The organism is Paraburkholderia sp. (assembly GCF_035656215.1).
GTDB lineage: Bacteria > Pseudomonadota > Gammaproteobacteria > Burkholderiales > Burkholderiaceae > Paraburkholderia.
Genome location: NZ_DASRSY010000467.1, coordinates 1 through 13,447, shown reverse-complemented (window position 1 = coordinate 13,447; position 13,447 = coordinate 1). Strand labels below are relative to the sequence as shown.

Genomic DNA, 13,447 nt, shown 5'->3' with positions numbered 1-13,447 from the left:
TTCAGTTCGCGTTGCGCGCCGATGCGCGGAAAGCCGGGGATGTGCGTGCGGGCCATGCGAATTCCTTTTGTGCTTTGTATGAATTGGCGCTCAGTGTGGAAGTCGCGCTATGATTCATCAAGCGACATGTTTTCACCAATGTATGAGCCAAATTCATATCCGAACAGAATCTTCCAGAACGGAGCCGCGAGATGCTTGAGCTTCGCCACTTGCGTTCGCTGATCGCCATTGCCGATTCAGGCAAACTGGTGGCGGCTGCCGAACGCGTTCATCTGAGCCAGTCCGCGCTGTCGCATCAGATCCGCGATATCGAGGCGCATTACGAGGTCTCGCTATTCGAACGCACCAAGCAGGGTTTGCGTTTTACTGCGGCGGGCGAGCGGCTATTGGCGCTCGGGCGCGAGACGATTGCAGCGGTGAGCGCGGCGGAGCGCGATCTCGTGCGGCTGAAAGGCGACACGCGCGGCGAATTGCGCATCGTGCTGGAATGCCATACGTGTTTCGATTGGCTGATGCCGGTGATGGACGAGTTCCGCCGGCGCTGGCCCGAAGTCGAAGTCGATCTGGTCGCGGGTTTTCATGCGGACCCGTTGCGCCTGTTGAGCGACGGCAAGGCGGATGTGGTGATCGGTTCGAAGCCCGCCACCAAGCGCAGCCTGCATATCGCGCCGCTATTTCGCTTCGAAATTCTGGTGGTGATGGCCAACGAACACCGGCTGCGAAATAAACGGCGCGTGGTGTCGGACGATCTTCGCGACGAGACACTGATTACCTATCCCGTGCCCGAAGCGCGTATCGATCTGATTCGCGAAGTGCTCGAACCGGCCGGTATCAAGCTCGAGCGACGTACGGCGGAGTTGACCATTGCGATCATGCAACTGGTGGCAAGCCGCCGGGGGATCGCGGCGTTGCCGAACTGGGGCGTGAAAAACTACGTCGACCACGACTACGTGCTGGCCAAACGCGTCGGCACCCAGGGCTTGTGGAGCGAGCTTTATGCGGTGGCCGCAAAAGGCTTCGCGAGCCGGCCTTACTTCGACGATTTCGTCAGGATCGTGCGCGATACGTGCGCGGCGCAGTTAGATGGAATCGAACTGCTCGCGGCTTAGGACTAAGCCAGAGCCTGGGCATCGCGATGGGGTCCCGGCTCAGCGCCGGTTCGGCCCAACGGGCGCTCGACTTTTTCGCGGCCGCGTTGCCCGCGGGCGGCTCGTAGCGAAGTTCAGTCTTCGAGCGGTGAGAACGCTTCAAGCGGTATCGTCTTCGCCGGTCCGATATTGATCGGCGGCACGAAGCCCAGCAGCACGACCACAAAAATCGCAATCGCAAAGATCGAGATGAAAGTCAGATGCAGCGACTGATGCAACACCATGCGGACCATGTCGCTGTCGGCGAGACTCGCCGCCTGATTCTGCAGCAGCGCTTTCAGTTGATCCGAGGTGACCGCGGCGACGCCCTTCGAGTGACTGAGCCCGAAGTTGAGCACCGCGCCGAACAGCGTCGCGCCGAGTGTGCTGCCGAGATTGCGTGAAAAGAGATTCGATGCGGTGGCGCTGCCGCGTTCGTCCATCTTGACGATTTCCTGGATCAGCACCAGCGAACTGACGCTCGACGTGCCCATGCCGAAGCCCATGATCAGTGAACCGAAGGCCGCGACGAGCGGCGAGCCGCCGGGCTGCAGGAACAGCAGCAATACCGCGCCGATCGGCACGAACGCGCTGCCGCCGATCAGAATGCGCCGCAAGCCGAGGCGGTGAAATGTTTTCGCCGCGAGCGTCGCACCCACCGGCCAGCCGACCATCATCATGGTGAGCGCAAGACCGGCGACCACGGGCGAGCGATGCAGCACACCCTGAACATACATCGGCAGAAAGGTCGTGGCGCCCATCAGGATCATGCCGGACAGCACGGTTGCGGCATTGCACGCGGCGATCGGCCGGTGGCTCCAGAGCGCGAACGAGATCATCGGCTCAGCCGCGCGGCGCTCCTGAAACACGAACAACACCAGGCACACCATGAACGCACCGCCCGCGAGCGATGCCTTGGCGATGTCCTCGTCGCCTGCGTAAGTCAGCGCCATCATCAGGGCCGCGATCGCCGCCATGAACAGCGCCGCGCCCGCGAAGTCGATCGACGGACGCGCATGCCGCTCCGATTCGCGCAGGAACGCGATAAAGCCGGCCGCGGACGCAAGGCCGATCGGCACGTTCATCCAGAAGATCCACGCCCACGACAGGTTGTGAATGATGAAGCCGCCCACCATCGGCCCGACTACCGCTGAAATGGCCCACACGCTGGCAAGATAGCCTTGCACCTTGCCGCGTTCGCGCGCCGGGTAGAGATCGGCGACGATGGTCAGCGTGGCCGGCTGGATCGCGCCCGCGCCGATGCCCTGAATCAGGCGGAACGCGATCATCGCGGGCATCGACCAGGCGAAGCCGGCCAGCACCGAGCCGAGCAGAAAGATTGCGATGCCGACGAGCATGACCGGCTTGCGTCCATACAGATCGGTGAGCTTGCCGAAGACCACGGTCATCGCGGTTTGCGTCAGCAGGAACGACGAAAAGACCCAGCTATACAGATGCAGATCGCCGAGTTGAGCGACGATCTGCGGCATGGCGGTGGAAACGATGGTGGCTTCGATGGCGACCATCGCCATCGAGGCCATGACTGCGGCAATGACTAAAGGACGCGACGATTGCGGGCTGCGGGACATGGGGCGGGTAGTATTAGTATGTTGGAGGCGTCTGACGGTGTGACAGGTGACATGCACGCCGCGACGCATAAGCGCGGCCGCCCGAAGGCGGCCGGTCTCAAGTATGCACCTTGCGGAGAATGTGCGCTGAGCGCAAGCCGATATGGCGAAGCCGAAGCGGGGCCGAAGCGGCGTAAAAGCAGCTTGGCACAGCCTTTGCGCGCTCAATTTTACTTTCGACAAATGGAGGGTCATTATGCGGATCGAATTCACCGGACGCCGTGAAGTGGTGGCAGCGGCGCGCGTAGCCTTTGAAGCGAATATCGATGGGGCTGACGTCTGGTGCAGCGTGTCGCTGGACGCGCTGAACGACCATTTCGGCAACGGCGGGCCATCGGCCCACAATCTGGTCGGTACTTTCGAGGCAAATCGCGCGCAGATTGAAAATGCAACGCGGCGGGTTCTCGAGAAAAACGGGGGACAGTCCGTGGAGCTCGAAACCGGGGATTTCAATTGAGGCACTAGCGGCCTAATTCCTGACATTGGAGCCAGGTCCGGTTTCTGGACGCCGGGCCTTCTTCGATAGCTGTCCCCTGCGCGGACGTGTACGTCGAGGCGATGCATCGGCACGTGAGCGGCCGCCCTACAGCACCTTCATCGTCTTCATCAATGGAAGAAGATCCGGTCGATCGCCCTATCTGGACGGAGCGCCGACGTGCTCGACCGCGAAGCGATCGCGGCCACGGTATAGTCGCGCGTACCGATCACAGACACGCCTCAGCTTGCCGCAGGCTGAGGCTTTGATTATCCGGAGAACGTCGTGCAGGAAATCATAGAAGGATTCATCCGCTTTCAACGCGAAGTCTTCCCGCAACAGAGCGCATTGTTCAAACGTTTGTCGATTTCGCAAAGTCCGCGCACGCTGTTCGTGACCTGCTCGGATAGCCGTGTTGTTCCCGAGTTGCTGACACAGGTGGAGCCCGGCGCGCTGTTCGTGATCCGCAACGCGGGCAACATCGTGCCGTCTTACGGCCCGGAGCCGGGCGGCGTATCGGCCACCGTCGAATACGCGGTGGCGGTACTGGGCGTACGGGATATCGTGATTTGCGGTCACTCCAATTGCGGGGCGATGACGGCGATCTGCACGTGCAAGAACCTCGATCATCTGCCGGCCGTGGCGGGTTGGCTCCGTCATGCTGACGCGGCCAAAGCGATCAACGCGTCGCGAACTTATGCATCAGATGCAGAGCGTCTCGACGCCCTGGTCAAAGATAACGTGATGGCTCAACTCGCGAACATTCGTACTCATCCGTCGGTGGCCGTGGGCCTCGCGAACAAAACACTGCGATTGCACGGCTGGATTTTCAATATCGAAAGCGGCACGATGCTGGCGTTCGATGGACGCACAGAGCAGTTTTTGCCGTTGACGGACAACCCTGACATTTGTGTTGTGTAGCCGTGCACGGCCGGACGCGAAAAGCGGGCGCGGTAAAACCGCAAAACCTCTTCGGCGTTCCGGATAGCCACCTATACTGCCAGAGCGCCTGGAGCCGACGACACCGCTCGACGATGTGTTGCAACACGCGCCGACGACACCGCTCGATAGCCTGGTGCAACGCGCACTGAACCCGCTCGCGAGGTTGCCATGAAGATTCTGGTGGTACTGACTTCACATGACCAGCTCGGCAATACAGGCCGGAAAACCGGTTTCTGGCTCGAAGAGTTTGCCGCACCGTACTATGTATTCAAGGATGCCGGCGTCGAGGTGACGCTCGCTTCGCCCAAAGGCGGCCAGCCGCCGCTCGACCCGAAGAGCGACGACCCCGACGCGCAGACCGACGCAACCCGGCGGTTCAGCAAGGATACGGATGCGCAAGCCGCGTTGGCGAATACCGCGAAGCTTTCCACCGTGTCGGCCGCGGGCTATGACGCAGTGTTTTATCCTGGCGGTCACGGACCGCTGTGGGATCTCGCCGAGGACCCACATTCCATTGCCCTGATCGAAGCGCTCTACGCCGCCGGAAAACCCGTCGGCGCGGTATGCCATGCGCCGGGTGTACTACGTCATGCAAAGGGGCCGGACGAGACGCCACTCGTGCGCGATAAACCAGTGACTGGCTTTGCCAATTCCGAAGAAGCGGCAGTTGGGCTCACGGACGTCGTGCCTTTCCTCGTCGAAGACATGTTGAAGAAGAACGGCGCCAGGTATTCGAAGGGGCCTGATTGGCAGTCGCATGTGGTGGTCGCGGGCAATCTCATTACGGGGCAGAATCCCGCGTCGTCGGAAGCAGCGGCCAAAGCGTTGCTCGCGAAACTCGGCGTGGCCTGAGAGAACGGTGCAATGAATATGCGATGTGAAGGTGGGATGACCTGATCAGAAGCAGCCTCAGCCGGAAAAGCAGTGAAACGCGAGGCTGATACGCGGCCCGGTGACACCGGCCACCTTCGGGATGCCGTGCTCATGCGTGAACTGCGAGGCATAGCTCATGACGATGCAGCTGCGTGGCTCCAGTTCCACATGCACGATCCGGCCCGAACCCGCCTTCGGCCGGATCGACATGCGGCGGCTCACGCCGAGCGAGTTATCCCAACTGCGCGCGACGGCGAAATGCCAGTGGCGGGATCTCATGCCGGGTACGAAAGAACCGCGTGAAAGCACTCTGCGACGAGAAGCCGAGTTGTTCGCTGATGTGCGCAAGACTCAGGCGGGTTTCGCTCAGCAATCGGCATGCTTCCTTGAACTTGACACGGGATTCGAGTTCGGTGAAATGCAGGCCCTCCGCCTGCAACTGGCGGCGTAGCGTCCACCGTGAGGTATTGAGCCGCTCGCATATTTGCGCGAGCAATGAGGACGACGTATGCCGCTCGTCGGACGTGTCGATGATGATTTCGCCAATCAGGTTCTCGACGCTGTTCGAGAACAGATGGCCTCGCTTGATTCGCAGCAGTTCCTGTTGAGCCTGCTGTTGCAGAAACGGCGCCAGCGTGCCGTTGTACTGTGGGAACGGCACGTCCAGTAGTGCCGCGGCGAACTGCAGCCGATTCGCATCGGCGCCATACCGGACTTCGGCGCCGAAGAACTCACTGGAATCCCGCGATCTGGGCAATGTGCGGCCCATTAATGAAACCTGAAACACGGTGCGTCGCGCCATGTCGTAAGTGCGGATCAGGCTGGCAAGCACCTGAAAGTTGGCGAGCGCCTGAAAACCGTCGGCTGGGGCGAATTCGGCAATGTAGTCGAACCGGGCGAACTCAGTCGTCTCCTTGTAGCAGAGAAAATCGAACTCGCCGATGAGCGGGCGATACGTGTGAAATGACTCAATAGCTTCACGCAGCGTGCGTGCATTGAGGCACAGGTTGCCCAGAACCGCGAAATCCGGGAAAAAAGTCTGTGGGCCGTCCGGGATCGCCCGGGAAGGCGAGCCCACAGCCGCCATCAACTCCACGACGCGCCGATGCCGCACACCATCGATGCGGCCGTTTTTATCGATCAGATCCTGCGTGCTGATGCCGGTGCGGGCAGTGAAAAGCTGCGGCGATACACCGGCACGCTCAGCCGCATCCATGGCAAAAACAGCAATACGATTGGAGACAGTTCGGCTGTTGCCGCTAAAGCGCGCCTGCATTCTGGATGACATGTAGTTTACGAAAACATTCCTTACAGAATGATGCGCAGACGTTTTCGCCGGCGCCATCAGGAATTGCCACTACTTGCCAATTGCCCGCAGAGCGTGGCGCCATGCGGCTTTCCAAAGAGCAGGGCGATTCAGGGAGCATGCGCCAGGCGGAATTCGAAGGGCTTTGATGCGTCGCATCACGCGTCGTGCTCCGCGAAGATAAAACCTGCACCCCGCAGTAAAACGGCTACCGGACTGGGTCGGTAGAGTGACGCACGGCTGTTTGTCTGGCCGTTCAAAAGTGGGCAAAACGAATCAAATCCCAGGAGACATTGATGCACATTTTTTCAGGGCCTGTTGTTCGCAGATCGGCATTGACGGCGTCCAGTGCCGCGCTCGCGCTAGGCCTCGTCGCTTGCGGAAACAACGACAAACTCGATGCACCCGTCGCGCAGAAGGACTTCGGTTATACGACGCTCAACCTCATTTCTAAAGACGGCCTCAAGTTCAAGGACATGAACAGGAGCGGTCAGCTCGAGCCCTACGAAGACTGGCGTCTAAGCGCCGACGTACGCGCGCGCGATCTGGTGAGCCGGCTGACGCTCGCCGAAAAAGCCGGCCTTATGATGCACGGCACCGCGCCTGTGTTGAACGATACGACGGGCGCAGGCACCGGCACGGCCTACGACATGGCCGCATTGAAGACGCAAATCAACGACCGCAGTATCAGCACGTTCATTACGCGCATGAGCGGCGATGCCAACACGATGGCCAGCCAGTACAACCAGATTCAGACCCTGGCGGAACAATCGCGGCTCGGTATTCCGGTGTCGATCAGCTCGGACCCGCGCAATCACTTTCAATACGTGCTGGGCGCGAGCGCAGGCGACAGCGGCTTTTCGAAGTGGCCCGAAACGCTCGGTTTCGCCGCGATCGGCGACGCGAACCTGACCCGCAAGTTCGGCGACATCGCGCGCCAGGAGTATCGCGCAGTCGGCATTACCGTGGCGCTCTCGCCGCAGGCCGATCTGGCCACTGAGCCGCGTTGGGCTCGCATCAACGGCACTTTCGGCGAAGATGCGGATTTGACGAAGTCGCAGGTGCAGGCCTATATCGAGGGCTTTCAGGGCGGCAGCAATGGCATCCAGGCGAATAGCGTGATTGCGGTGGTCAAGCATTGGGCCGGTTATGGCGCGCAGAAATCCGGTTTCGACAGCCATAACTACTATGGCCGCTATGCGACTTATCCAGGCAACAATTTCGCCTATCACCTGAAGCCATTCGAAGGTGCTTTCGCCGCTAACGTCGGTTCCGTGATGCCGACTTATTCCGAGCCGGACGGACCCGTGAGCATCGACGGCATTGCCCTGGAACAGGTCGGCGCCGCCTATGACAAACCGCTGCTGACCGATCTGCTGCGCGGCAAGTACGGCTTCAAAGGCGTGATTGTGTCGGATTGGCTAATTGCCTCGGACTGCGACGCCAACTGCATGAACGGCGCGTCCTCCGGTGCGCCCTCGTTTGTCGGGCTCGGCATGCCGTGGGGCATGGAAACCGCGACCCGTCTGCAGCGTTTCGTGAGAGCAGTCAACGCCGGCGTCGACCAGTTCGGCGGCGAAGACGATCCGAGCTTTCTGATTCAGGCCGTGAATCAGGGGCAATTGACGGAAGCGCGCCTCAATGATTCGGCGTACCGGATCCTCTTGCAGAAATTCCAGCAAGGGTTGTTCGATCATCCTTATGTCGATGCGAACCAGGCGAGCACGGTCGTGGGCAACGCGGATTTCCAGGCGCAAGCGCTCGATGCGCAACGCCGTTCCATGGTGCTGCTGCAAAACAACGGCAAGCTGCTGCCGATGACGGCGGCGGGGAAGAAAGTCTGGCTGTACGGTATCGATCCGGCCGTCGCGCGGCAATATGGCTACCAGGTTGTCGATACGCCGCAAGCCGCAGACGTCGCGATCCTGCGCGTGAGCACGCCGTACGAGACGCTGCATCCGAACTACGTGTTCGGCTTGATGCAGCATGAAGGCAGTCTGGCGTTCGTCGACGGCAACAAGGACTATGAGGCGATCAAGCAGGCCGCTAACGCGCCGAAGTCGATCGTGTCGGTGTACATGGACCGCCCGGCGATTCTCACTAACGTCCAGGATAAAGCAACCGCCATGCTTGCTAATTTCGGCGCAAGCGATGCAGCGCTATTCGACGTGTTGACCGGCAAAGGCCAACCGCAAGGGAAACTGCCGTTCGAGTTGCCTTCGTCGATGGCGGAGGTGGCCGCGCAACTGGAAGACGTGCCGCACGATACCGCGCATCCGTTGTATCCGTTCGGATATGGCCTGACGTATTGAGGCGCGCGCTGAAGCGAGACGCACACGTCATTTGATGCTGACGTGTGCGTCTCGCGTCATCCAGATGCACTTCACGGCATGCTCACTCGCCCGGGCTATACAGATCGAGTAGTTTGAGCGTCACGCCGTTGGTCCATCCAAAGCCGTCCTGCAGCGGATACTCGCCACCGCCGCCACCACCGGTGCCTGCGCCTTCAACCACGTACTTTTCGACCAGCCTCTTCTCCGACGCATAAACGCCTTTCACGTCACCCAGAAAGCGCGTGCCGATCTGCTGCGCGAGCGCATCCTGGCCATAGCGCTTCAGGCCTTCGATCGCGACCCAGTGCAACGGCGCCCAGCCGTTCGGTGCATCCCATTGCTGCGTGGTGTTGTAGGTGGTTGTCGCAAGGCCGCCCGGTTGCAGCAGGATGGACTGCACCTGATGGGCCGTCTTTTGCGCGCGATCCGGCCACGCCGCGCCGACCCACAACGGAAACACCATCGCCGCGGTCTTGTTGTCGCGCGGTTTCGCGAGCTGCCAGTCGTAATCGCCGTAGTAGCCGTTGGCATTCCACAAGTACCGGTTGATACCGAGCGCCCGTTTCGCGGCACGCTCGGCGAACTCGCCGACACAACGGAAATCGCGCGTCTCGCCGCAGCCTTTCGCGATGGTGATTTCAAGGTGGAACATGAGACTGTTCAGATCGACCGGGATAATCGACGTGGTGCGCACCGTCGCGAGTGTCATGTTGTCGCCGAACCAGCGGGAGCTGAAATCCCAGCCGCTCTCGGCGGTCGCCCGCAATTCGCGGTAGACCTCGTTCGGATTGCGGCCGGTGGCCTGCTGCGCAGTCTGTATGTCCTCCAGATACGATTCGTCACGCGGCGTATCGAGTTCGTCCCAGTAGCGGTTGAGGACCGTTCGATCCGGCATCACAACCACGTTGCGCGTCGCCTGGCCAGGTTGCGTCGTGGCTTCCCCTTGCATCCAGTAGGCATACTCCTTGCGCAAGGCCGGCAAATACTTCTGATAGACGCTACGGCCCTCGAGCTTCGCCGCCAGCGCCACCATGTATGAGAAGAACGGCGGTTGGGAGCGGTCCAGATAGTAGGTTCGATTGCCGTTTGGAATGTGGCCGAACGTATCGATTTCATACGCGAAGTTGTCGAGCATGTTGTCGACGAGATCTTCATGGCCCGATTCCTGCAGACCCAGCATCGTGAAATACGTGTCCCAGTAGTAGCCCTCGCGGAAGCGGCCCCCCGGCACCACGTACGGCTTCGGTAACGGAATCAGCGAGCTGTTCGCCGGCGCGCTCGTCGTGGTGCGGGTGAGGGCAGGCCACAGCCAGTTGATGTGCTCGCGCAGCGTCTGATTCGCGGGCGGTGTGATGACAGGCTCGCTCGGCGGAGTGAAGTACTGGTTGACGAAGTTCGCTAGCGAAAAGCCGGGATTGTTCTTCTGCTGTTCGTACAGTTGCACGATCGCGGCAGGATCGGCGTTCGGCGTTGCGTCGACGAAAGTCTTTTGATCCGGATAGATCTGCGCGGTTTGCACGGCCACGAACAGATCACCGTATAGCTTGTCGGGAGCGGGAGGGAGTATGCCGCCGACCTGGGTGTCGGCGTGACACACACCGATGAGACTGGTGAGGATGACGAAGCTGGAAACGGCGGTTGCTTTTCTTAAACTGGAAGCACCCACCAACGGGGGAAATGTCAGCCGACGGGCAAGGCCGATGCTGTGGAATTGCGATGACACAATCATGTCTCCTCCTGAGGAATGGACAACAGGACTGGTCTGCCTCACACCCTTTTTCTTCTCATGATTGCTGGGGCGCAGGTAGCATCGCATAAAACGGAGGGTGATTCAAATTATGCGCGGGGAATGCGCCGAGGTGCACGGCGCACGCCGATGGCATGCGCTGAACTTGCCAGCCGACAGCGTCTACGCTGCCGACTGGCTAATCAGATTTCCTTAAGGTTTCGTAAGGTTTCGTAAGTTTCGCTAAGCTCCCTCAGTTCGACGTCACGAGCGAATCCGACGGCACGATCCGCAGTGCGCCGGGGTTCTGCGCCGCCGGGCTGGACCACGACAGGTGCATGCTTGCCGGACCCGTACCATGCACATACTCGACTTTGATCGAGGCGCGCTGCTTCGCCGAGAGCCAGGTCGTGCCGCTCACGGTGGCTAGCGTCGAGGTCTTCTTGTTGATGACCTTCACCCCGTTGATCCAGAGCCGCGCAACGTTATCGCTATTGATCGAGAACGTGTAGAGCCCTGTTTGAGCGGCCTGGATCGCACCGCTCCACCGCACGCCATAGCCGGTCGCGTTGATACCCGCGGAGGCATCAGGCGAGTCGGTGCCGCGCTCGGTGTTCAGGTCGAAGTCGATCAACGGCGTGACCGACGTCTTGACCGGCGCACTGTTGAAGGTCGGATCGTTGTAGTAGCCGACCTGCAGCACCGGCAGCTTCACATTGAATCCTCCCGTCAAAGCCTGAGTCTCAGACGTCTGCCACGGGTGACCGTCCGGATAGATCGTTCCCTGGAAGGGCGTGGCCGGTTCGACAGTGGCGGGCGCGCTCGGCACCTGGCCCCAGTGGAAGCGCGTATTGGTACGGCCGATCATCAGTTCCCACACGACGAAGCCCGTCGTGCCGCCGTAGTTCGACACAATGCCCGGCATCGTCTGTCCCGTCGTGCCAGGGAAGCCACGTTGCAGCGTTTCGGAATTCAACGCGCTGACATTGCTGCCGTTCACTGGACCCGTGTACGGGTTGCCGTACGGGTGCAACGCATAGAAGTCCGAGAAGTACGAGCCTTCGTCCTCCTGCACTTGCGGCGAATTGATCGGCTGCGTCGCACCCGCATTCAGAATCGCGATGCGTGCATCGTTCATCATCACGGCGCGCGTTTGCTGCAACGAGCCGTTGCCACTGCAACCCGGTTCGTTCATGGGCTCCCAGAAGATGATGCGCGGGTCGTTGCGGTGTGGCGCGACGAAGTCGGTGATATAGCTCGCGAGACTCTGCTTGTACGTGATGCTCGCATTGGTCGAGGTCGGCTGGAAATACGCCTGTTCGACCGGCGTCCCCGGCGACTGCACCCATTGGCTGTTATGCACACCCCAGACCGGCGCAGGCTGCGGACCATAGGCGGGCGTCGGGTTCCAGCAGTCGTCGTAGAAGATCGGCGAGACCTTGATGCCATGCCGCGCCGCGATCTTCAGCAGGTTCTCGAACTTGCTCAGGAATGCGACGCGATCGTTTGCCCATACGAGGTAGTGCAGATACACGGCAATCGTGTTCATGCCGTACGTTTGCGCGTAGGTCAGCTCACGGTTGACGATCTCGGGGTCGTAGTTCTCCCAGAAATCGATCGCGTTCACGGCGTTAGACGGCGTGTAGACAGCACCGACAACCTTGGAGAAATCGAAGGTGGGTGACGTGACTGTCGGATACGTGTGGATCGTGATGTTGCTGAAGGTGGCGCCAACGCCGAATCGCCGCAAGCCGAAGCTGCCCTTCTGGAAGACTGCGGGGAGTGCGTTGGTGGCGTCGTTGATGCTGAGCACGCGCTGCTGGTCGAAGTCGACGGTAATCGCCGTGCCGCTCGTCGTGACCTTCAGGTGATGCGTGCTGCCGCCCACGATCGTGCTCATCGGATACGCGATGAAGTTCGTCCAGTTGTTGTTTTCCCGGCCGACCTGCAGCACGTGCGAGCCGGTATCGAGGCCGATGTAATAGCCGGTCAGGCTATCGGGGCCGCCCGCAGTGGGATTCGTCGTGCGGACGATAAAGCCGGCATTCGCGGCACCGCTGCCCACGGGCGCGCTCACCGTCACGTCCGCTTCGTAAGACGCAGTGGCATACGTGCTTGCAAGCGCAACCGTTTTGTCGCCGGCGCCCGTGCCGTTGGTTGCCGGCGGGGGAATCGTGATGGTCGAGCTGCTCGTGCCGGGCTGCCAGCCTTGTGTCGATCCGGGCGCGAGGTAACTCGTGAAGTCGCCGAAGCTGAGGGTCGTGGTGGAAACCGGAGTGGGCGGGGGTGGTGGCGTGTAGGGCGGAAGGTTGAGGGTGGGGTCTGCGATCACGAGTGGCGGTGTCGTCGTTTTCATCCCCAGCGGGGTAGTCTTCGCGGCCCTGAACTCGGCTTCAACGTTGGCGGTGTCCGCCGAGGCCGCGGCCGAGGCGGCCGACGCCGCCGATGCTGCCGCTGAGGCATCGACTGCCGTGATCTGCTTGTTCGCTGACGCAGCCACGTCCGGCGAACCGTCGTTGCCGCCGCAAGCGCCCAGCATGGCGAGCGCTGCCAGCACAAAGTAATTGCGCACCTGTATCTCCTGATGTCCCCGCTTAATTGAAGGTCATAATTATTATTAAATCTGCATACGGCCGTAGATAGTTGGTCTAAGCCTCATGGATTTGGAAATCGCTATGAATAATATTATTAGTTGGCAAGACCTGTATCGGTACTTACCCGAAATAGCGCAAAAGAATGGCAGGGAGCCAGGCCCGGAGTCGGAACGCGTGCCGGCGCCATGCGGAATGGATGAGCGCGGTTTTTCCAGTCGATAGCGTGATGGGCAGCAGGCATAATCCGTTTTCCGATTACGCCACCCTTTCATCGGGGCGAAACCCTAGCGACGCGCTGCTTCGCGCGCTCTCAGGAAAACTCATGCCGCCCATCACCGCTACCCGGAATGGCGCCGTGCCGCTGCGCAGCGTCGCGCTGATTCTGGTTTCGATGTTCTGCTTCGCGCTCGTCGATGCTCTGGCGAAATCTGTCGCGCTGGCTT

General features: G+C 60.7%; 9 protein-coding genes and 1 pseudogene. 5 read left to right on the top strand and 5 right to left on the bottom strand.

Features of this window, described 5'->3' with window-relative positions:
- Window positions 1-191: 191 nt before the first annotated feature.
- Window positions 192-1,109 (top strand): LysR family transcriptional regulator, encoded by a 918-nt coding sequence (locus tag VFE81_RS27515; protein WP_325047595.1) that lies wholly within the window; start codon window positions 192-194, stop codon window positions 1,107-1,109.
- 113 nt (window positions 1,110-1,222) lie between these two features.
- On the opposite strand, the gene VFE81_RS27510 is transcribed toward VFE81_RS27515, so the two are convergent.
- Window positions 1,223-2,716, bottom strand: coding sequence for an MDR family MFS transporter (locus tag VFE81_RS27510; protein ID WP_325047594.1), 1,494 nt, complete (start codon window positions 2,714-2,716; stop codon window positions 1,223-1,225).
- A gap of 235 nt (window positions 2,717-2,951) precedes the next feature.
- On the opposite strand from VFE81_RS27510, the gene VFE81_RS27505 reads away from it, so the two are divergent.
- The 3 genes from VFE81_RS27505 (at window position 2,952) to VFE81_RS27495 (ending at window position 5,024) form a co-directional block, all read left to right on the top strand.
- Window positions 2,952-3,212, top strand: coding sequence for a DUF1488 domain-containing protein (locus VFE81_RS27505; protein WP_325047596.1), 261 nt, complete (start codon window positions 2,952-2,954; stop codon window positions 3,210-3,212).
- 303 nt (window positions 3,213-3,515) lie between these two features.
- Complete coding sequence (locus VFE81_RS27500; RefSeq protein ID WP_325047593.1) at window positions 3,516-4,151, top strand: carbonic anhydrase; 636 nt, start codon at window positions 3,516-3,518, stop codon at window positions 4,149-4,151.
- A 189-nt stretch (window positions 4,152-4,340) separates the two neighbouring features.
- Window positions 4,341-5,024 (top strand): type 1 glutamine amidotransferase domain-containing protein, encoded by a 684-nt coding sequence (locus VFE81_RS27495; protein WP_325047592.1) that lies wholly within the window; start codon window positions 4,341-4,343, stop codon window positions 5,022-5,024.
- A gap of 57 nt (window positions 5,025-5,081) precedes the next feature.
- On the opposite strand, the pseudogene VFE81_RS27490 reads toward VFE81_RS27495, so the two are convergent.
- Together VFE81_RS27490 and VFE81_RS27485 are read right to left on the bottom strand one after the other, a co-directional pair.
- Window positions 5,082-5,276: pseudogene (locus VFE81_RS27490) on the bottom strand (alpha-ketoglutarate-dependent dioxygenase AlkB); the annotation flags it as partial.
- 1 nt (window position 5,277) lies between these two features.
- Complete coding sequence (locus VFE81_RS27485; protein WP_325047590.1) at window positions 5,278-6,321, bottom strand: helix-turn-helix transcriptional regulator; 1,044 nt, start codon at window positions 6,319-6,321, stop codon at window positions 5,278-5,280.
- 365 nt (window positions 6,322-6,686) lie between these two features.
- Between VFE81_RS27485 and VFE81_RS27480 the strand changes: the two genes are divergently transcribed.
- Window positions 6,687-8,663, top strand: a complete 1,977-nt coding sequence (locus tag VFE81_RS27480) for a glycoside hydrolase family 3 protein (protein WP_325047589.1) — start codon at window positions 6,687-6,689, stop codon at window positions 8,661-8,663.
- An 82-nt stretch (window positions 8,664-8,745) separates the two neighbouring features.
- Here the strand turns inward: VFE81_RS27480 and treA are convergent, their stop codons facing one another.
- Entirely contained in the window at window positions 8,746-10,413 is a 1,668-nt protein-coding gene (treA, locus tag VFE81_RS27475; protein WP_325047588.1) for an alpha,alpha-trehalase TreA, read from the bottom strand.
- Window positions 10,414-10,663: 250 nt separating this feature from the next.
- Entirely contained in the window at window positions 10,664-12,982 is a 2,319-nt protein-coding gene (locus VFE81_RS27470; protein WP_325047587.1) for a PA14 domain-containing protein, read from the bottom strand.
- Window positions 12,983-13,447: the final 465 nt, after the last annotated feature.